The 20,085-nt window shown below is 65.7% G+C and carries 18 protein-coding genes and 1 pseudogene; 7 read left to right on the top strand and 12 right to left on the bottom strand.

The features are described from left to right. The first annotated feature begins 20 nt into the window (after positions 1-20). Positions 21-887 carry an isocitrate lyase/PEP mutase family protein gene (locus tag NVS83_RS13185; protein WP_258739705.1) on the top strand — a complete coding sequence of 289 codons (867 nt, stop codon included), beginning with the start codon at positions 21-23 and terminating at the stop codon, positions 885-887. Here NVS83_RS13185 and leuD read toward each other — a convergent pair. The 5 genes from leuD to NVS83_RS13160 all read right to left on the bottom strand — a co-directional run bounded on the left by leuD (position 884) and on the right by NVS83_RS13160 (position 6,466). Then, entirely contained in the window at positions 884-1,501 is a 618-nt protein-coding gene (gene leuD, locus NVS83_RS13180; RefSeq protein WP_309486198.1) for a 3-isopropylmalate dehydratase small subunit, read from the bottom strand. The genes NVS83_RS13185 and leuD overlap by 4 nt on opposite strands. Further along, positions 1,498-2,895: a 3-isopropylmalate dehydratase large subunit gene (leuC, locus tag NVS83_RS13175; protein WP_258739704.1), complete on the bottom strand. Its 1,398-nt coding sequence runs from the start codon at positions 2,893-2,895 to the stop codon at positions 1,498-1,500. The genes leuD and leuC overlap by 4 nt, the downstream gene beginning before the upstream one ends. Positions 2,896-3,245: 350 nt before the next feature. Then, positions 3,246-3,683 carry a MaoC family dehydratase gene (locus tag NVS83_RS13170; protein ID WP_258739703.1) on the bottom strand — a complete coding sequence of 146 codons (438 nt, stop codon included), beginning with the start codon at positions 3,681-3,683 and terminating at the stop codon, positions 3,246-3,248. 18 nt (positions 3,684-3,701) lie between these two features. Then, on the bottom strand, positions 3,702-4,895 hold the full coding sequence (locus NVS83_RS13165; protein ID WP_258739702.1) for a dihydrodipicolinate synthase family protein: 1,194 nt from the start codon (positions 4,893-4,895) through the stop codon (positions 3,702-3,704). A 20-nt stretch (positions 4,896-4,915) separates the two neighbouring features. Continuing rightward, on the bottom strand, positions 4,916-6,466 hold the full coding sequence (locus tag NVS83_RS13160) for an acyl CoA:acetate/3-ketoacid CoA transferase (protein ID WP_258739701.1): 1,551 nt from the start codon (positions 6,464-6,466) through the stop codon (positions 4,916-4,918). A 154-nt stretch (positions 6,467-6,620) separates the two neighbouring features. Between NVS83_RS13160 and NVS83_RS13155 the strand changes: the two genes are divergently transcribed. Both NVS83_RS13155 and NVS83_RS13150 read left to right on the top strand, forming a co-directional pair. Next, a complete protein-coding gene (locus NVS83_RS13155; protein ID WP_258739700.1) occupies positions 6,621-7,406 on the top strand; it encodes an enoyl-CoA hydratase/isomerase family protein in 786 nt (261 codons plus the stop codon). A gap of 8 nt (positions 7,407-7,414) precedes the next feature. Beyond that, the gene (locus NVS83_RS13150; protein WP_258739699.1) at positions 7,415-8,440 is read left to right on the top strand and encodes a LacI family DNA-binding transcriptional regulator; all 1,026 of its coding nucleotides are present in this window, start codon (positions 7,415-7,417) and stop codon (positions 8,438-8,440) included. Between the two features lie 94 nt (positions 8,441-8,534). On the opposite strand, the gene NVS83_RS13145 is transcribed toward NVS83_RS13150, so the two are convergent. The 3 genes from NVS83_RS13145 to NVS83_RS13135 all read right to left on the bottom strand — a co-directional run bounded on the left by NVS83_RS13145 (position 8,535) and on the right by NVS83_RS13135 (position 11,422). Continuing rightward, on the bottom strand, positions 8,535-9,839 hold the full coding sequence (locus tag NVS83_RS13145; RefSeq protein ID WP_258739698.1) for a TRAP transporter large permease: 1,305 nt from the start codon (positions 9,837-9,839) through the stop codon (positions 8,535-8,537). Then, positions 9,826-10,344 carry a TRAP transporter small permease gene (locus NVS83_RS13140; RefSeq protein ID WP_258739697.1) on the bottom strand — a complete coding sequence of 173 codons (519 nt, stop codon included), beginning with the start codon at positions 10,342-10,344 and terminating at the stop codon, positions 9,826-9,828. The genes NVS83_RS13145 and NVS83_RS13140 overlap by 14 nt, the downstream gene beginning before the upstream one ends. Before the next feature lie 79 nt (positions 10,345-10,423). Next, positions 10,424-11,422, bottom strand: coding sequence for a TRAP transporter substrate-binding protein (locus NVS83_RS13135; RefSeq protein ID WP_258739696.1), 999 nt, complete (start codon positions 11,420-11,422; stop codon positions 10,424-10,426). A gap of 643 nt (positions 11,423-12,065) precedes the next feature. Here NVS83_RS13135 and NVS83_RS13130 point away from each other — a divergent pair. Further along, positions 12,066-12,869 (top strand): 3-ketoacyl-ACP reductase, encoded by an 804-nt coding sequence (locus NVS83_RS13130; protein WP_258739694.1) that lies wholly within the window; start codon positions 12,066-12,068, stop codon positions 12,867-12,869. Between the two features lie 43 nt (positions 12,870-12,912). Further along, positions 12,913-13,728, top strand: coding sequence for a shikimate dehydrogenase family protein (locus tag NVS83_RS13125; protein ID WP_258739693.1), 816 nt, complete (start codon positions 12,913-12,915; stop codon positions 13,726-13,728). Positions 13,729-13,782: 54 nt separating this feature from the next. Here NVS83_RS13125 and NVS83_RS13120 read toward each other — a convergent pair whose 3' ends face one another. Then, positions 13,783-14,736 carry an electron transfer flavoprotein subunit alpha/FixB family protein gene (locus NVS83_RS13120; RefSeq protein WP_258739692.1) on the bottom strand — a complete coding sequence of 318 codons (954 nt, stop codon included), beginning with the start codon at positions 14,734-14,736 and terminating at the stop codon, positions 13,783-13,785. 3 nt (positions 14,737-14,739) lie between these two features. Further along, the gene (locus NVS83_RS13115; protein WP_258739767.1) at positions 14,740-15,486 is read right to left on the bottom strand and encodes an electron transfer flavoprotein subunit beta/FixA family protein; all 747 of its coding nucleotides are present in this window, start codon (positions 15,484-15,486) and stop codon (positions 14,740-14,742) included. 168 nt (positions 15,487-15,654) lie between these two features. Here NVS83_RS13115 and NVS83_RS13110 point away from each other — a divergent pair, with 168 nt between their 5' ends. Continuing rightward, positions 15,655-16,341, top strand: coding sequence for a TetR/AcrR family transcriptional regulator (locus tag NVS83_RS13110; RefSeq protein WP_374115047.1), 687 nt, complete (start codon positions 15,655-15,657; stop codon positions 16,339-16,341). An 88-nt stretch (positions 16,342-16,429) separates the two neighbouring features. Continuing rightward, complete coding sequence (locus tag NVS83_RS13105) at positions 16,430-17,560, top strand: acyl-CoA dehydrogenase family protein (RefSeq protein ID WP_258739691.1); 1,131 nt, start codon at positions 16,430-16,432, stop codon at positions 17,558-17,560. A gap of 201 nt (positions 17,561-17,761) precedes the next feature. Here the strand turns inward: NVS83_RS13105 and NVS83_RS13100 are convergent. Both NVS83_RS13100 and NVS83_RS13095 read right to left on the bottom strand, forming a co-directional pair. Next, a pseudogene (locus NVS83_RS13100) lies at positions 17,762-18,295 on the bottom strand (alpha/beta fold hydrolase); the annotation flags it as partial. A 199-nt stretch (positions 18,296-18,494) separates the two neighbouring features. Continuing rightward, positions 18,495-20,072: an ABC-F family ATP-binding cassette domain-containing protein gene (locus NVS83_RS13095; protein WP_258739689.1), complete on the bottom strand. Its 1,578-nt coding sequence runs from the start codon at positions 20,070-20,072 to the stop codon at positions 18,495-18,497. Positions 20,073-20,085: the final 13 nt, after the last annotated feature.

Below are 20,085 nucleotides of genomic sequence, written 5' to 3'. Positions count from 1 at the left end.
CGCCCTCGGGGACTTCGACGATGAATGACAAGTGCCGGACGCTGCGCGATCTGATTGCCCAGCCGCGCCTCATACAGATGATGGGCGCCTATGATGCGCTCTCGGCGCAACTCGCAGAGCGCGCCGGCTTCGAGATTCTGCATGTCGGCGGCTATTGCCTGTCGGCCGCGCATTTCGCCATGCCCGACGTCGGCACCCTCACCATGTCCGAAGTCCTCGGCTTCGTACGCACGATCGCCGCGCGCACGACCCGGCCGATCATCGCAGACATCGACGACGGCTATGGAAACCATCTCAACGTGACCCGGGCGATCGAGGAGTTCGAGCGCGCGGGCGCGGCAGGCGTCCACATGGAAGACCAGATGCTGCCCAAGCGATGCGGCCACATGCAGGGCAAGCGGCTGGTCAGCAAAGAGGCCATGGTAACGAAGATCCGCGCCGCGGTGGCGGCCCGGACCAACCCGGATTTCGTCATCGTCGCGCGGACCGATGCGGTCGCCGTTTCCGGCTTCGACGACGCGCTGGACCGCGGGCGCGCCTATGAGGCGGCCGGGGCCGACGTCATCTTCGTCGAGGCGATCGAGACCGAGGAGCAGGCAGCGCTGGTGCCGAAGAGCTTCTCGGTGCCGACCCTGTTCAACTGGTGCATCGGCGGCAAGACGCCGACCCTGCCGGCGGCGCGGATCGAAGAGATGGGCTTCCGGCTGCTGATGTTCCCGGACATCCTGTTTCCGGTCGTCAAATGCCTGCAGGACTTCCACGCCGAGGTCCGGCGCGAGGGAACCTATCTCGGCTTTGCCGACCGCATCGTGCCGTTCCAGGAGTTCAACGACCTCGTCGGCATGAAGCGGGTGGAAGAGCTCGACCGGCTCTACGACCCGGCCTAGGCGCCGTCAGGCCGAGCGAGCGCCCAAGGCCGCCCGTCGGCCTGACGGGCTTCGAAGGCGGCGATTTCGTCGACGTGCTGCAAGGTGATCGCCACGTCGTCGAGGCCCTCGAGCAGGCGGTGGCGATCGGCCTCGGGAATCTCGAAACCGATCTCCTCGCCCCCGGATGTTGCCAGCACGCGGCGGCGAAGGTCGGCCGTGACAGTCTCTCCCGTTCGCGCCGCGCGCCACAGCCCGGTCATCCGGTCCTCCTCGACGCGGGCGGCGAGAATGCCGTTCCGCGTGCAGTTTCCACGGAAGATCGCGCCGAAGCTCGGGGCGACGATCACCCGGATTCCGAAATCCGCGATGGCCCACACCGCCTGCTCGCGCGCCGAGCCGCACCCGAAATTGGCGCCGGCGACGAGGATGCCCGCCGACCTCCAGGTCGGATCGTTCAGCACGAAGTCCTTCGGCGTGCCGCCGGCGTCGAAGCGATGGTCGTGGAACAGCAGGGCGGCATAGTCGGCCCGCCGCGAGCGCATGAGAAAGCGTGCCGGAATGATCTGGTCGGTGTCGATATTGGCCGCCGGCAGCGGAGCGGCGACGGCGGTGATCGAGGTCATGGCCTTCATGCGCGTGCGTCCACGATGCGCCCGTTCAGGGCCGCTGCCGCCGCCATGGCGGGGCTCATGAGATGGGTGCGGCTGCCCGGCCCCTGGCGGCCGGCGAAATTGCGGTTCGAGGTAGCGGCGCAGCGCTCGCCCGAGGGCACCTGTTCGCCGTTCATGCCCACGCACATGGAACACCCGGCCCCGCGCCATTCGAAGCCGGCCTCGAGAAAGACGCGGTCGAGCCCCTCCTCCTCGGCCTGGCTGCGCACCGTGTTCGAGCCCGGCACCACGACCGCCGGGACCCTCGCGTGGCCGCGCCGTGCAACGGCCGCCGCCGCGCGCAGGTCCTCGATCCGTCCGTTCGTGCACGAGCCGATAAAAACGCGGTCGATGGCGATGTCGGTCATGGCGGTGCCAGGCGCGAGATGCATGTAGTCCAGGGCACGCTCCATGCGCGCGCGCTGCGCGGCATCGATCGCCGAGCCCGGGTGGGGGACGGCGCCGGACACGGGAACCACGTCGTCCGGGCTGATGCCCCACGTCACCATGGGCTCGATCGATCCGGCATCCAGACGAAGCTCCCGGTCGAAATGTGCATCGGGGTCGGAAGCGAGCGCGCGCCAGTCGGCGACCGCCCGTTCCCAGTCGTCGCCGACCGGAGCGCGGGAGCGCCCCTTCAGCCAGGCGAAGGTGACGTCGTCAGGCGCGACGAGGCCGGCGCGTCCGCCCGCCTCGACGGTCATGTTGCATAAGGTCATGCGGCCCTCGACGCTCAGCCCCTGCACGGCGGAGCCCGCATATTCGATCATGTGGCCGGTCGCTCCGTTGGCACCCAGCTTGCCGATGAGGAACAGCGTCATGTCCTTGGCGCTGACCCCAACCGGCAGCACGCCGTCGATCGTCACCCGCATCGACGGGGAACGGGGAAACCAGAAGGTCTGCGTGGCGAGGATGTGCGTCTGCTCCGACAACCCGACGCCGATCCCCAGGGCGCCGACCCCGCCATGGGTGGCGGTGTGGGAATCGCCGCAGACGACGACCGTGCCCGGCAGCGAAATGCCCTGTTCGGGCATCATGACATGCGCGATGCCGCGGCGCCGGTCGTTGAGGTCGAACAGTTCGATCCCGTACTGCTCGGCGTAGCGCCGCGACAATATGATCGCGTCGCGGATTTCCTGGCTCGGTATGTCGTCGAGACCGAACCTGCCATGACGGGTGGGGACCGTATGGTCCATCGTCAGAAAGGTTAGGTCCGGCCGCCGCACCGGCCGGCGCTCGTCCTCCAACCTCTCCAGGCAGGTGAAACAGGTCTCGTCCAGATAATGCCTGTCGACAAAAAGAAGGTCTTCGCCCTCATTGGCGACGACGATGCTGCCGCGTAGTATTTTTTCGAAGATATTGTAGCTTTTCTGCATTCTATTTCACCAGCGCGGCGCAGCGTCGAAACCGTCTTTAGAATCGATCTATATGGACTATAAATAATCCCTATAGAGCGTCCTGTTCGATATTCGGAGAATGCAGCTTTCAGGCTATCCGGTCGATTCAAATTATTGAATCAGAGGATGGTAACCGGTTGTCCCATGCGCCCCGGCGAGATTTCTTTTTCCGGCGAGAACGGCGACGCGGACGCGATCGCGCAGGCCGGGAGCTTGGCTCCCGCCGTACGCCCGCGCCCGATTCTGCATGCTCGCGAGCCCGTCTGTGACCGCTGTCTGTCGGGCTGGTCGCCCGGTCCGCCGTGTCGCCCGCCAGGAGCAGACGAAACCTACGGGGCGTTCGGCACCCATTTCAGGATATGCACCGCGACAGCCGCCAGCTTTCCCGTGTCGACAACGTGAACCTCGACGTCGGCGTAGGAGCGGCGGGCCTGCGCATCGATGCGCGCGATCCGGTATGTCACGGCGATGGTCTCGCCTATCCGCACGCCCTCCAGAAACCGCACCCGGTCGTAGCCAAGCGAGACGGGCGTCTCGCCGCCGTCCCTGGCGTTGGCGCAGGCCATCGTCGAGCAGGCCGACATGTAGCCGACCAGCAGCGCGCCATGGGCGATGCGCCCGCCATAGGGCGTCTCGCGCATCGCCGCTTCATCGACATGGTTCGGCGACAGGTCGCCGGTGATGCCGGCGAAGGCATAGACGTCCGCTTCCGATACCGTCTTGCGGAAGCTGTAGCTCTGCCCGACCTCGACGTGAAACTCGCTCATCGAAACGATCTCCGCCTCTCAGGCCGCCGCGCGAGTGGCGGGGGCCCCAGCCTCGACACCACGCACCGACATGAGGTTGCGCATGCGCGAGCAGGCGAGTTCCGGCTCCAGCAGAACCCCGGCCTGATCGGCGAGGCGGAACAATTCCGCCAGATGCAGGGTCGAGCGCGCGCTCTCCTGACCATTGGCGAGCGTGAAATGGCTCTGGAAGCCGTTCAGCCAGGCGAGGAAAACGACGCCGGTCTTGTAAAACTGGGTGGGCGCACGGAAAATGTGCCGCGAGAGCGGGACCGTGGAGTCCATCAGCCGGTCATAGGCGGCGCGGTCGCCCTTTGCGAGAGCGGTGAGAGCGGCGCTCGCCGCCGGCGCGATGGCGTCGAAGATGCCCAGCAGCGCCTGAGAGTGATGGGTTGAATCGCCTGCGATCAAGGTGGGGTAGTTGAAGTCGTCGCCGGTGAACATTTCGACGCCGGCCGGAAGGCGAGCCCGCATCGAAACTTCCTTCTCCTCGGAGAGCAGTGACACCTTGATGCCGGCAACCTTGGAGGCGTTGGCCTTGATGATGTCGAGGCAGACGTCCATCGCCCTCCAGTGATCGTCATGGCCCCAGTAGCCGGCGAGAGCGGGATCGAACATCTCGCCGAGCCAATGCAGGATCACCGGCTCCGGGCTTTGGGAGAGGATGCGCTCATAGACCCGGCGATAATCGTCCGGCCCCGCCGCGGAACGCGCCAGAGCCCGGCTCGCCATGAGGATGAATCGGCTCCCCGACGAATGGACGGCGCTGCACTGCTCCTCATAGGCTGCGATGATCTCGTCGATCGTGCAGTCGCGGCCGGCGGCTAGCTGGTCTGTGCCGACACCGCTCGCGAGCAGCGCATTGGGCCCATAGGCACGCGCTTCCGCAGCGGTTCGGGTGATCAGCTCGAGGGAGGTCGGCCAGTCAACGCCCATGCCCCGCTGAGCGGTGTCCATGGCTTCGGCGACGCCGAGGCCCAGATCCCACAGATAGCGGCGATAGGTGAGCGTGGCCTCCCAGTCGACGGCGGTCTTCAGCCACGGATCAATGTCCGCGAACGGATCGACCGTCACATGCGCGGCCGAAAAGGCGATGCGGTTGAACGGCCCGGTGGCTCGGCGCGGGAGCGGCTCGCCGGCTTTCAACGCATAGCGTTCGAGTGCGCCGCTCGCCGTGGGAAGCGTGATGTCCATTGCAGGTCGTCCTTGTGATGTCAGGCGGCGCTGTCGACGGGCGCAGCAGTGTCGAAGAAGCGGGCGGACATGGTCTTCGGCTCGCGGATGATCGGCATGAAGCCCATGCGATCCAGGATGTCGGCCCGGATGTCGATCCCGGGGGCGACCTCGGTCAGTTCGACCCCCTCGGGGGTCAGCCTGAACACCGCGCGCTCGGTGACGTAGACGACCTTCTTTCCCTCCGCGATCGCCTGCTCGCCGCTGAAGGTGATGCCGGCGACGCGGTCGACCAGCTTGCGCACCTCGCCGTGCCGGTCGATCACCAGCCTGCCGTCGGCCACGCGGCTACGTGCGCCCTTGGTATCGAAGCTGCCGCAGAACACGACGGCCTTCGCCTTCTGGGTGATGTCGATGAAGCCGCCGGGGCCGCTGATCTGGCCAGCGAAATGCGACACGTTCACATTGCCGGTCCCGTCCATCTCGGCGAGGCCGAGGAAGGTCATGTCCAGTCCGCCGCCGCTGTAGAGGTCGAACTGCTCGGGCGAGGAGACGATGCCCATCGGGTTTGCGGCGATGCCGAACATGTCGCCGGTCAGCAGGTCGCCGCCATGAATGCCCTGCTCGATGGTGAACCAGAAATCCTTCTGGCGCCCCGTACGGAAGATGATCTCCGCCACGTCGGCCGACATGCCGAAACCGAAATTGAGCGTGGTGCCGGGGATGAGCTCGTCGGCGGCGCGGGCAGCGACGATGCGGCGGGCCGCGTCGTCCTTGCCACTGCTGCGCACCACGTCGCCGTGCTCGAGCCCGGCGAGCGAGAGATGGTAGCCGCCTTGGTAGGTCTGCTGCTGATCGGGACAGACGATGACGTAGTCGACCAGATTCCCCGGAACCGTCACCTCGCGCGGACGGATATGGCCGTTCGCAACGCGCTCGCGCACCTGCGCCACGACGATGCCGCCCGAATTGCGCGCGGCGAGCGCGAGGGAATAGGCGTCGAGATCCGCCGGCTCCTCGCTTGCGCTGATGTTGCCGGCTTCATCGACATAGGTGCCGCGGATCACGCCGACATCGACCGGGAACGGCTTGTAGCGCAGCACGTCCTTGCCATCGATGTGCATGAGCTCGACGATATCCTCGGTCGAGATCGCGTTGCAGCGCCCGCCCTGCTGCCGGGGATCGACGAAGGTGCCCAGGCCGACATGGGTGAAAAGGCCCGGGCGGCCGGCGCCGATCTCGCGGAACAGATGCATGATCGCGCCGCCGGGAAGGCAATAGGCTTCGATCTTGTTCTCCTGCGCCATGCGCAGCATGGTGGGCGACCAGACCCAGTGGCCGCCGATCACCCGGCGCACCATGCCTTCATGGGCGAAGCGGTTCACGCCGCGCCGCGCGCGGTCACCGAGGCCGAGCGCGTGCACCAGCGTAAGGTTGCGCGGCGTGCCCTGCGCAAGAAACGCCGCCTCGAAGCAGCTCAGCGCGTCGTCCGGCTCCATCAGGCCGCCGCCTGCGCCGCTGGTGGCGACGGTCGCGCCCTCCTTCAGCTCCGCCAGGATCGACTGGAGCTCCTCCTTGGTAACGATTTTCATCTTGGCTCCCTCGCGGGGTGCGGTCGGCCCTGCTTCGGGGCGACGCTTGGCAATGTAGGTAGAACGTTCTACTTTGCGCTCTGCCCCGCCGTCAAGACGCGCTCGGGCACCGAGGCGCCGACACGGAACGAAGAGGCATCGACGGCGCGCCGTCGTGAGCGAGGAAAAGATGGATCTCGTAAATATCGACCGCGATGGAGCCGTCGGCACGATCGTGCTGGCCCGTAGCGCGAAGCTGAATGCGCTGACACCACAGATGATCGGCGAAATCGGCTCTGCAATCGAGGAGCTCGAAGCTTCGCCGAATATTCGCGTCGCCGTTCTCACCGGGCAAGGGCGGGCATTCTGCGTCGGCGCCGACGTGAACATCTGGGGAAGTCTGACGCCGGAGGACGTTCGCCGCAGCTGGATCCTGAACGGCCATCGGGTCTTCCAGCGCATCGAGACCTCCCGCCTGCCGGTGGTCGCCGCGATCCACGGCATGGCCTTCGGCGGCGGACTGGAACTGGCGCTGGCCGCCGACATCCGGGTCATCGACGCCGAGGCCAAGGTCGCGCTGCCGGAAACCTCGATCGGAACCGTGCCGGGCTGGGGCGGAACGCAGCGTTTGAGCCGTCTCGTCGGGCTTCCGCGCGCGAAGCTCATGGCCTTGACGGGGCGTCGGATCGATGCTGCAACCGCACTGGCCTGGGGACTGGCGACCGACGTCTCCGAGCCCGGCGCGGCGTTCGCGAAGGCGATGGAAGTTGCGCACGAGATTGCCGGCATGGCACCCATATCGACGCAGATCGCCAAATCGATTCTCAACGGAGGTCTCGGAATTGGCAGCGATGCAACGTTCGAACTCCTTGCCGGCATGGCCGCCGCGGGCACTGATGATGCCCGGGAAGGCGTGCAGGCGCTGCGAGAGAGGCGCCCGCCGCACTTCAACGGACGCTGAAGCCGCCAATGAATGAGATCACGCCGCTCCGGCGCGTCACGATCATCGACATAGCCAAGGCGGCGGGGGTCTCGCCCTCGACGGTGTCGCTCGTTCTGCAGAAGAACGAGCGCATTTCGGCCGAGACGCGGCTGCGGGTCGAGGAGGTCATCCAGCGGCTCGGCTACAAGTACAATCGGAGCGCCGCCAATCTCAGGCGGCAGACCTCGCAGGCGATCGGCCTGATCATCAACGACATCTGCAACCCGTTCTTCGCCGAGATGACCGCCGGCGTTCAGCAGGGACTGGAGAGCACGGATTTCCTCGTGTTCCTGGTGGAGGCCGGCGACGACATCGAGCGCCAGTCGCGGGTCTATCGCTCGCTGGAGGAGCACGGCATCGGCGGGCTCATCATCTTTCCCGCATCGGAGACGAAGCCGGAATTCCTGGAGCGCATCGCCGCGGGCGGCACGCCGATCTGCGTGGCCGTCCGCCGGCCGCCGGATGCCGATGTGGACTATGTGGGACCGGACAACCGGCTGGCGGGCCGGATGGCGACGCGTCACCTCATCGAGCTCGGCCACAAGCGCATCGCCTTCATCGGCGGCGAAGCGCACAGCCCGGCGCGCATCGACCGCATCGCCGGCTATCGCGATGCGTTGCAGCGGGCGGGGATCACGTTCGAGCCGGCGCTATGCACGGAGAGCAGGCCCACCCGGGCCAACGCCATCGTTGATATCAACAAGGCCCTCGATCTTGTCGAGCCGCCTACCGCCGCGATCGGCTACAACGACAACGTCGCCATCGCCGCCATGCACGGCCTGCGCATGCGCGGGATCGAGCCGGGACGGGAGTTTGCGCTCGTCGGCATCGACGGCACGTCGGATGCCGAGCTCGCCTATCCCGCTCTCACCACCGTCGCGCTCCACGCGCACGACATCGGCCGCCGTGCCGCCGAACTGGTGCTCGAGCGCATCAAGATGCCCGGCCGCATCCACGAGAACGTCATCCTGCGGCCGAACCTGATCGTGCGGGCCTCCTGCGGCAGCCGGTAGCCGCTCACGGCGTCAGCTCCCAGAGAAGCAGGCAAACGAAAAGGGCGGCCCCGCCTTGCCGGGCCGCCCTTCATTCCTTGGTCTTTCCTTCGGGCTACGGCCCCAGGATCGGCCCCGCCAGATTGGGAAGGAACAGGTAGATCTGCGGAAGCATGATCACCGTCACCAGCACCAGCAGCATGGGCAGAAGCTGGATCATCGTGTCCTTGATCACCGCCTTGAGCGGTTCGCCCGACGCGGCCGTGGCGATGAGCAGGCATAGGCCATAGGGCGGCGTTACGAGGCCGAAGGCCAGCGACACGATGCCGATCAGCGCGTAGTGAAGCGGATCCATGCCGGCATGCTGGGTCAGCGGCTGAAGGATTGCGCCGACGATGACGATGGCCGGAATGGCATCGAGGAAGCAGCCGACGACCAGGAACACCCCGGCGACGAAGAAGCCGGTCGCGGTGATGCCCATGTTCCACTCGACCGCATGCGCGAGCAGCGCGTTGGGCACCTTGTAGTAGGCAAGCAGCCAACCGAACACGGAGGCCGTGCCGAGGCAAAACAGGGAGACCGCCGCGAACCGCCCGGTGTCGACGAAGGTCGCGAACAGCGACTTCAGGTTCAGCTCACGGAAGACGACCACCGCCAGCACGATGGCATAGCTGCCCGCGATCGCCGCGGATTCGGTGGCGGTGAACCAGCCGAAGATCTTTCCGCCCGCGATGATGAAGGGCATGAACAGGGCGGGTATGGCGACCAGCGCGGCGCCGGCGAGCTCCGCCAGGCTGGCGCGTGCGAAGCGGGGATAGTGACGCTTCGTTGCGTAGATGTGCACCGTCGCCATCATGGCGAGGCACAGCATCAGCCCCGGCAATATGCCGCCGATATAGAGCGAGCCGACCGAGATCGAGAGCGTCCCCGCCCAGATGACCATGAGTATGCTCGGAGGAATGATCACCGAGAGCACGGACGAGACAGCGGTGTTGGCGACCGAAAAGCTCTTGTCGTAGCCTTCCTTCACCATGGCGGGGATGAAGATCTTGCTCTGGCTCGCCGCATCGGCCGTCGCCGAGCCGCTGACGCCGGCGAACAGCACGCTGAGCACCACGTTCATCTGTGCGAGCGCGCCCGGGAAATGCCCGACCAGCGAGCGCGAGAGGCGCAGCATGCGGTCGGTGATACCGCCGGCATTCATCACATTGGCGGCGAGCAGGAAGAAGGGCACCGCCAGCAGCAGGAACGAATTGTAGGAGGAGTACATCTGGTCGATCAGGACGTAGAGATCGACCTGCGGATCGAACAGCAAGGGCGGCAGCGACGCGATGCCGAGCGCGAAGGCGACGGGCACGCGCAGCATGAGAAGCACGGCGAAGGTGCCGAGCAGAATGGCAGCAACCTCACCGGGCCCCATTTTCAGCCTCCTTCAGTACGGGCGCGGATTCAGCCCGGAGATAGCCGGCGACGGCGTCGTAGATGCTCTCGAGCGTGAAGGCGACCCAGCCGATCGCAGCAAACGGGAAGGCGCTGTAGACATACGCCATGTTGATGTCCGACATATCCGAGGTCATCCGCATGCCGAACTTGGTGTAGGAGACGCTTCCCCACAGAAAGGTCAGCGCGAACCCGAGTACACAGAGGCGAACGAAGAGCTGGGCGACCAGCGCGCCGAAGGCGGTCCGCGGCGTCGGCAGCAGATCGATGTCGAAATGTGCGTTCTCACGCACCGCGACGGCGGACCCGACCATGATCAGCCAGATCAGGTTGAAACGAGCGGCTTCCTCGGTCCACAAATAGGCCGGAATGATTTCGCCATAGCGGGCAAGTATCTGCATGCCGACCGGAATCATCAGCGATATGCAGAGTATTCCGAGCATGAGGACGAGGAAGAGGTGGTAGAACCTCAGCAAGCGTCGCATAGGCGGGTCCTCGCATTGGCCGCGGCCTACGCCGCGGCCTGGTCTTTCTGCCGGTCACGTCTGTCCAGCGTTCGGCGGCTCACTTGATGGCGCGGATGCGCGCCAGCACGTCCTCGGCGCCGAGCTCCTTGGCATAGGCGTCGATCACCGGCTGAACCTTCTCGTGCATCGCCTCGCGATCCTTGAACTCGTGGATGCGCACCTTGCCTTCGGCCGCCATCTTCTCGAGCGTGGCGGCATCTTCGGCACTCTCCGTGGCGCGCCACCAGGCCGCCGCTTCGGCGCCGGCCTTGACGATGGCCGCCTGCAGGTCAGGCGGCAGCCGGTCGAAGGTGGCGCCGTTGAACACGAGCGGGCGCACGGTGATGATGTGGCGGGTGCGGATCACTTCCGGCGCCACCTCGTAGAAGCGCATCTGCGCATTGGTCGACGCCTCGTTCTCCAGCGCGTCGATCACGCCGCTCTGGATGGCGTTGTAGATCTCGTTATACGCGATCACGCTCGGCACGATGCCGACCGCGGCGAACGCCTTGGCGTGGATCGGCGTGCCCTGCACGCGCATCTTCAGCCCGTGCAGACCGGCGAGATCGTCGGCCGGCTTCTTGGAGAGGATGTTGCGTTCGGCGCCGCCGCCGAGGCCGAGGATCTTCACATGGCCGCGCTTCTCGATGTCATCGATGATCGGCTGAAAGGCGTCGCCGGAGACCGCCTTCTTCCACTGATCCACGTCCTTGAACAGGAACGGCGTGTCGAGGATGCCGGCGCTCCGGGAGATCGGCGTCATGTGCGCCGGGGCCACGACAGCGAAGTCCACCGAGGTGCCGCGCGTCATCAGGCCGAAATAGCCGGCCTCGTTCCCGAGCTCGCCATTCTCGTGCATCACGAATTCGACGGGCTTGCCGTAGTACTTCTTCGTCAGCTCGGCGAATTTCTCCATCGTCCGGTTGAAGATGTGGTCCTTGTTGTAGGCGCTGGCGCCGTGAAGGACGATCTTCTCCTGAGCCATGGACGGGCCCGACATGCCGGCGAGCAAGGCGCAGCCCGTCAGGATGGCTGCGGCGAGCTTCAGTGACTTCATGAGGTTCCTCCTGTTTGTTCGATTGGCCACCGACTGCCCCCGCGGCACGACGGATCGTGATCCTCATGCAGCGTGAGCCGAACAGCGCCACGCTGCGCGGCGGCGGTGTTTCAGCAGCGGGGAAGAAAGCTTTTCGGGCCCCTCGCACGCGGACATGCGGGACTGCGGCGTCGGATGACCGCGACCGAAATGGGGGCCTTGGACATGAGTTCCTCCTGCAGGCCTTTGCGCCTTCTTGAGGGAGGTCTTAGCCCAGAGACAGCGTGAAGTACAACGATTTATCAACTCGACAGTGGCTTGACGCGCAGCAAATGCCGCATCAATTGTCTCGTAAAATATTGAAAAACAATGATTATCATCGATAACGCTGTGTCGTTAATTTTCCATCACGCCCCGGCAAGCTCTAAATGCGCCACAAATCCCCATGCCAAAGCCACCGCGGCATCGGTTTATGAATTAAAGCGTTATATATCAATGCTTTATAGTGATATAGCGCGCGGGATCGCGCCGCCTCGCGCCGTACTCGAAGGCCAAATCCGGGCGTCCGCAGCGGCCTAGACGCCTTGACGCACAGCAGAAATCTGGTCAAACGATATACCAATCGCGGGCCTCAGACCCGCCAGTTTTCGTTCGAGGATACGACATGAGGGACTATGCGCCTCCGGCTGCGCCGGATGGCCGGCCGGTAGCCTTCGTCACGGGCTCCAGCCGGGGCATCGGACGCGGAATCGCTCTGGCACTGGCATCGAAGGGGTTCGACATCGCCGTCCACGGCCGTTCGAATCTCATCGAAGCGCAGCGCACGGCCGAGGAGGTCGCCGCGCTCGGTGGCCGGGTCACAGCCCTCGTGGGCGACATCGGCGATCTTTCGCGGCACGAGGCGATGCTCGACCAGGTGGAGACCGCGCTCGGCCCGCTGACGACCTTCGTGAACAATGCGGGCGTCGGAGCGCTCAAGCGTGGCGACGTGCTCGAAGCTTCGGTGGAAAGCTACGAGCACTGCATGCTCTACAACGCCAAGGCGGCATTCTTCCTCACCCAGGCGGTGGGGCGGCGCCTGTGCTCGCGCCCGCGCGATCCGAGCCTCTATCACTCCATCCTGCTGGTCTCCTCGGTGAGCGCCGTCGCCGCCTCGACCAATCGCGGCGAGTACTGCGTATCGAAGGCGGCCACGGCCATGATCGCGCAGGTCTTCGCCGCGCGCCTCGCCGCGGAAGGCATCTATGTATTCGATCTGCAGCCCGGCGTGATCGAGACCGACATGTCGCGGCCGGCACTCGCCGACTATCAGCGCCGGGTCGACGAGGAGGGACTGACGCTCATCCCCCGCCTCGGGCAGCCGGCCGATGTGGGAGCCGTTGCCGCGTCGATAGCCTCGGGTGGCCTCCCCTACGTCTCCGGACAGGTGATCCGCGTCGACGGGGCGATGCTGCTTCCCCGCCTCTAGGCCCTGCCGCTGCCACTAGCACCCCAGAAAACAGGAGGAAACCATGTCCGACGCCGGAGCCGCCCTGCTCAGCATTACCGGGGAAACCCGCCTCTATTTCGTGATCGGCGATCCGATCCGGCAGGTCCGCTCGACCCAGCTCTACAACAAGATCGCGGCGGAGAAGGGCATCGACGTCGTGTTCGCACCGCTCCAATTCGCCGCAAACGATTTCGACGCCGCGGTCCGCGGCCTTCGCAGCTTCAAGAATCTCGCCGGCATCATCCCGACCATTCCGCACAAGCCGCGCATGATGGAGGTCGTCGACCGGATCGAACCGCGCGCGAAGCTGGTCGGCGCGGTGAACTCCATTCGCGTCGAGGTTGACGGCACCTGGGTCGGCGACACCTTCGACGGCGTCGGCTATGTGAACGGCCTCGAGTCCAGCGGGCACAATCCGGGCGGCCGTTCGGTCCTGCTGATCGGCGCCGGCGGCGCAGGTGCGGCGATCGCGGTGGCGCTGGCGGATGCGAGCGTCTCGCGCCTGCGCGTCGTCGACGTGGACGCGGGCAAGGCCGAGCGCGTCGTCGCTGCGGTCAAGAGCGCCTATCCCGCCATCGAGGTCGATACCGGCGCGCCGGTTCCCGCCGAATTCGATATCGTGGCCAATGCGACCCCGCTTGGAATGGCGGCGGGAGACCCCTACCCGATCGATCCCGCGACCCTCGTTCCGGGACAGATCGTCACCGACATGATCATGAAGCCGCCCGTGACGCCGCTGCTGCAGGCGGCGGAGGCGAAGGGCTGCCCGATCCAGGTCGGCTACCAGGCGTTGGTCGGTCAGGCTGAAGCGAACTTCAACTTCTTCGGCCTCGCCTGAGATCCGAGAAAAAGAGAGTCCGCCCGGTTCTGGCAGCCGGGCAGACTTCCTGTGTCAGGACTCCGCCAGCGCGCGGGTGAGCTCAGGCACCGCCGTGAACGCGTCGTCAACCAGCCCGTAATCCGCCACGGCGAAGATCGGGGCCTCCGGATCGGTATTGATCGCAACGATGACGCGCGAATCTTTCATGCCCGCGAGGTGCTGGATGGCGCCGGACACGCCGACCGCGATGTAGAGGTCGGGCGCGACGATCTTCCCGGTCTGCCCCACCTGCAGGTCGTTGGGCGCATAGCCCGCATCGACCGCCGCGCGGGTGGCGCCAATGGCCGCGCCGAGCGCGTCGGCGAGCGGCGTCAGAACGTCGTCGAAGCGCTTCGCGGAGCCCAGCGCACGTCCACCCGAGACGACGACGCGGGCCGATCCAAGGTCCGGGCGCTCGTGGACCGTCACGTCCCGGGAAACGAGCCGGCGCGCGGGAACCGGGGCCACACGCTCCCAGTCCGTCCACGACACCTCCTCGACCGGCGCAGGCGCTTGCGTCTCGGCCGCCGCCTCGAATGCGGTAGCGCGAATGGTGAGCACCTTGATCGGGTCGCGTGAGCGCAGGCGCTCGAGCGCGTTGCCGGCATAGAGCGGGCGCGTGAAGACGCCCTCGCTCTCGATGGCGACGACGTCGGCCACCAGCATCACATCGAGCAACGCGGCAAGGCGCGGCAGGAGATCCTTGGACGCGCTGGTCGCCGCCGCGACGATTGCGTCCGCACCGCGCTTTTCCGCGAGAGCCTTCAGGAGCATCGCCGCGGCCTCGACTGAAAGGTCGCCCGGCGCGTCGATCCGGAGCACGCGGTCGACGCCCGAAAGCTTCGCAGCCGCGGCGGCCAGCGAGTGGGCGCCGCCGAGCAGCACCACCTCCACCGTGCCGGTCAAGGCGCGAGCTGCGGTCGCGGCGCGTGCCGTCGCCGGCGAGATGGCATGTCCGTCATGGTCGGCAATGAGGAGCGTGGTCATCGTTCAGGCCCTGGCAAGAGTGCGGATATGGGCGGCAAGCTCGTCCACCGAGCCGACCTTCACGCCGGCCTTTCGGCCAGCGGGCTCGGCAAGCGACAGCCGCTCGAGACGCGGCGTCAGGTCGACCCCGAGGCTGGCCGCGTCGATGGATTCGAGCGGCTTCTTCTTCGCCTTCATGATGTTCGGCAGCGAGGCATAGCGCGGCTCGTTCAGGCGCAGGTCGGCGGTCACGACCAGCGGCAGCGGCAGCTCCCAGCTTTCGAGGCCGCCGTCAATCTCACGCGTGACGCGGGCGATGTCGCCCTCGATCGCAAGCCGGGACGCAAACGTGGCTTGCGGCCAGCCGAGCGTTGCGGCGAGCATCTGGCCGGTAGCGTTGGTGTCGTCGTCGATGGCCTGCTTGCCGAGCAGCGCCAGCCGCCCCTCCTCCCGGCGAATGACCTCCGCCAGCAGCCGCGCGACAGCGAGCGGCTCGGGCGACGTCTCGGCCACGAGGTGGATGGCGCGGTCGGCCCCCATGGCGAGCGCATGGCGAAGCGTCTCGCTGGCCGATGCGCTGCCGATGGTCACGGCAACGATCTCGCTGACCTTTCCAGCTTCCTTCTGGCGGATGGCCTCCTCGAGCGCGATCTCGTCGAACGGGTTCATGGCCATCTTCGTGCCGGTGAGTTCGATCCCGGAACCGTCCGCCTTGAGCCTGATCTTCATATTCGGATCGACGACCCGCTTGACCGCCACAATCGCTTTCATGCGAATTCTCCTCATCCAGCCGAATGCCTTTCCATAAATAACTAGTTAGTTACTTAAGATGCCATTGGCAACCCGCTTGGCGGGTTCAGCGGTCGCGCTGGCCATGCCGTTGGGCTAGAAGAGTCGCGGCCTGCAAAAGGAGCCGGCAAGGCAATCGGGGGGCATAGGGTGACGGACGGTCCAGGCGCCAAGGCCGAGAATGAATCGGAAAGCGCGGCTCCACGGGCCCGGACTCCGCGTCCGCGCGAGGCCGACGCTACGCGCCGGCGCATTCTAGACGCGGCAAAAGCGGAGTTCGCACGGCTTGGGCTGGCGGGCGGGCGCGTCGACGCCATCGCCGCGCGGGCGAAGGCCAACAAGCGCATGATCTACCACTATTTCGGCAACAAGGAGGGCCTGTACGTCGCCGTCCTGGAGGACGCCTATGGCACGATCCGCGCCGCCGAACAGCGGCTCAATCTTGCGGAACTGCCGCCCGAGGAGGCGATCCGCCAGTTGGTTACCTTCACCTGGAGTTACTTCATCAGGAACCCCGAATTCCTGACGCTGGTGAACACCGAGAACCTCCACCGGGCGCGCTACCTAAAGAAGTCCACCGTGATCCGCGAGTTGCACACTCCGCTGATCGAGATGGTGGGCTCCATCCTCGAGCGCGGCGTCGCCGCCGGCGTGTTTCGCGACGGCCTCGATCCCGTGCAGGTCAACCTGACCATCGCCGCGGTCGGCTACCACTACCTGAACAATCGCTTCACCGGGTCGATCATCTACGACCGCGACCTGAATTCGCGCGAAGCGCTCGACGAGCGCCTCGCCTTCAACGTCGACACCATCATGCGGCTCCTTCGGCGGGACTGATCACGGCTCAGGTCGCGCGGCGCTTGCATCGCCATGAGATCGAAAGTAAGTAACTAGATAGTTATAAATCACATCTCGGGAGCGCCTCATGTCCTTGTCCGAAACCCATGTCCAGATCCGCGACATGGCGCGTCGCTTCGCACAGGAAGTGGTGCGGCCGCGGGCGGAAGAGCTCGACCGGGACGAACGATTCCCCGGCGAGATCTATGAGGAGATGGGCCGTCTCGGGCTCTTCGGCATCACCGTGTCCAGCGACCATGGCGGAGCGGGCCTTGACGCGCTCGGCTACGCGCTGGTGATGGAGGAGCTTTCGAAGGGCTATTCCTCCGTCGCGGACCAGTGCGGCCTCGTCGAGCTCGGCTGCACGCTTCTCTCAATCCACGGCACCGACGCCCAGCGCGAGACATGGCTTGAAAACGTGATCGCCGGGCGGAAGCGCGTCGCCTACTGCATCACCGAGGCCGAGGCCGGCACCGACGTCTCCGGCATCCGCACCACCGCCGAGCGCACCGACGAGGGCTGGGTGCTGAACGGCGGCAAGCTCTGGATCCAGAACGCCCCACTCGCCGATATCGGCTTCGTGCTCGCGCGCACCGACAGGAATGCCGGCAAGCGCGGCATGACCATCTTCCTGGTGGAACTCAACCTGCCCGGCGTCACCCGGGGTCCGAAGGAGCACAAGATGGGTCAGCGCGCCTCGCAGGTCGGCGGGCTGACGTTCGACAATGTGCGCCTTGCTCCCGACGCCGTGCTCGGCACCGAGGGACGCGGCTTCCACATCATGATGAGCGTGCTCGACAAGGGTCGCATCGGCATCGCCGCACTGGCGCTCGGCATCGCCCAGGCTGGCCTCGAGGCCAGCCTCGACTATGCGCGGACCCGCAAGCAGTTCGGACAGACGATCTCCGAATTCCAGGGAATCCAATGGATGCTCGCCGACATGGCCAAGGATATCGCGGCGGCGCGCCTGTTGACCCACGACGCGGCGGCGAAGTTCGACGCCGGCGAGCCCGCCACGATGGCCTGTTCGATGGCGAAGTGCTTCGCGTCGGACGTCGCGGTCGCGCAGACCGCGAATGCTGTCCAGATCTTCGGCGGCAGCGGCTACATCCGCGGCTTCGAGGTCGAGCGCCTCTATCGCGACGCCAAGATCACGCAGATATATGAAGGGACGAACCAGATACAGCGCACGATCATCGCGCGTGAACTGCTTAAATAGTGAATTGCGACGGGCTATCCTGCATCGTCACGGACCGTCTTCGCGATTACTGAGCGGTGGACTGCGCGCGGCCGGGAGTTGAACGGCCACGTCCCACCTCTCTGAGCGCCTCACGCCACCCCTCTTGCTCCCCGGGACGCGCTCTTCAATCCACGGCCGCGCGCCCTCTTGGCTCTGTTCGTGACAGAAAAGTCGCGCGTACACCATGCCCTTGAAACGCTGCGGCCAGAGCGCGGCCATGATGTTGACGGTGCGCGCGCCCCAGTCGAAGCCGCCGAGGATCGCCGTTTCCACCTTCAGGGCGTCGAGGAAATCCATCGCATCCACGGCGAATGCGGCCTGCTGGCCGTTTCGTGCCGTCTTCCCGGAGATGAAGCGAGTGGTGCCGTAGCCCCTGAGATGGGGAACGAGCACGCGATAGCCGGCCGCGGCAAGCCGGGGCGCCACGTCCACATAGGCGTGGATGTCATAGGGCCAGCCGTGCAGCAGAAGGACGACGGGCCCGTCGGCCGGGCCTGCCTCGGCATAGCCTACATCGAGCGATCCGGCGCGCACCGTCTTCAACGGAGCGAAGGCCGCGTGGGCGTCGCGCCCGGCCGAGGCCTCGGCATGAGCCGTCGACGATGAAGCGGCCGGCTGCGCGGAGGCGGAGGACAGGGCGAGCGGGCCTGTTGCAAGACCGAGGGCGGCCAAACCGAGAAGGTTGCGGCGCTGAGGATCCATGTCGAACTCCATGAGACATTTCCGATTGCGAGTAATGACTAGGAGTAGATGGCGAATTATCCGCAGGCTGGGGAACATGGTGAGCCACGATAAGCGATCGCTCTTGCCGGGCCGCACGGGATCGCTGCTTGAAATTCAGCAAATCGGGTGTGCCAATGTTTCAACGTCGCTGGTCGATGACAGAGGCTTATCCATCCAGTCCACGACGTGGCTAACCGAGGCTGATGCGACGCTCGATGCCGATCTGGCCGAGGAATGCCTCGTCATGGCTAACGACGAGCAGGGCGCCGTCATAGGTGAGGAGGCCGCGTTCGACCGCCGCAATCGACTCGATGTCGAGATGGTTGGTCGGCTCGTCGAGGATGAGCAGGGAAGGAGGGCATGCTCCTCCGAGTACGCAGGCAAGCCCGGCACGCAGCAATTGCCCGCCACTGAGCATGCCGGCCAACTGGTGAGCCGCTTCCGCCCGGAACTCGAAATTGGCAAGGGCGGCACGGCACGCGTTCTCGCCTGTGCCGGGATTGAGCCGCAAAAAATTGTCGCGCAGGGTGGCCGCGAGATCGAGCATGCCAACGCTTTGATCGAGCATGGCCAATGCCACCGAGACTGTGACATGGCCGGCCGTGGGCAAGAGGCTGCCGATGATAAGCTTTAGCAGCGTGGTCTTACCCGATCCGTTCGGTCCCACTAGGGCGACGCGTTCAGGCCCCGTCATTGAGAGGGAAAAATGTCGGATGATCGGGTTCGCCGCACGATAGCCTCCCGTGACGTCGTCCAGGTTCAGGACCTGTCGGCTCGCCGGAAGGCCCGTCGATGGCAGCTTCACCGACATCGTTTGCAGAACCTCCAGGCGCGATCTGGCTGTCGAAGCCGATTCAGCCGCTCTCGTCCGTTGGTGTTCAATAAGCCGCAGACCGCTGGAGCGGCTCGCTTCCGCGTTGTTCTTGCGTCCGCCGACAACGATGCGGGGAAGGTCGCCGCGGGCGCCCTTGCGGGTCGCGTTCGCTTTGCGTCGGTCGCTGCGCTCGGCTGCGAGCTGAGCCTTGCGATGAGTCTCGGCCACCTGTTTCTCCGCATGAGCGAGGTCATGCTCAGCGGCGGCGCGTTCGGTCGCCTTGCGGATTCGATAAGCGCTCCAGTTGCCGCCATAGCGGGCGACACCGAGCGAGGTCAGCTCCACGATGGTGTCAACATGGTCGAGAAGTTCGCGGTCGTGGCTGACGATGATCGCGCCGGATCGCCAGCCAGAAACGAGGTCGATGACCAACAAACGGCCGGCGCGGTCGAGATTGTTGGTCGGCTCGTCCAGCAGGAGGAAATCCGGATTCCCGAAGATCGCCGCCGCAATGCCGGCCCGCGTCCGCTGTCCGCCCGAAAGCCTTGCAAGCGGCACGGCGGCATCAGCAGGCAAATTCATGCGCGTCAGCGCGGCGGCGAGACGCTCTTCGAGGCCCCAGTCGACATCGGGGAGTTCATCAATGGTCGCCTCGCCCGCCATGGCGCGATGCGCCAGCGCCAGCGCGCCCGAAGCTCCAAACAGATCGGCGATAGTCATCCCCGGATCGACCTGCGCCATTTGCGACAGACGACCAATTCTGCCGTTGGCACGGACAGCTCCGACTTGTGGCGCGATGTCGCCAGCGATCAGCCTGAGCAGGGAAGACTTGCCTGTGCCGTTGCGTCCGACAACGCCTGTCCGCTCAGGCCCGAAGGAAAGATCGAGGTCGGTAAAGAGCGAATTGCCATCCGGCGCGGTCCATGACAGTCCCGACAGATCGATTGACGCCATTGGTTTCATCATT

Source organism: Ancylobacter mangrovi (genome assembly GCF_024752335.1).
GTDB classification, from domain to species: domain Bacteria; phylum Pseudomonadota; class Alphaproteobacteria; order Rhizobiales; family Xanthobacteraceae; genus Ancylobacter; species Ancylobacter mangrovi.
The sequence above is the reverse complement of the archived record's forward strand: the minus strand, read 5'-3'. Positions and strand labels throughout refer to the sequence as shown.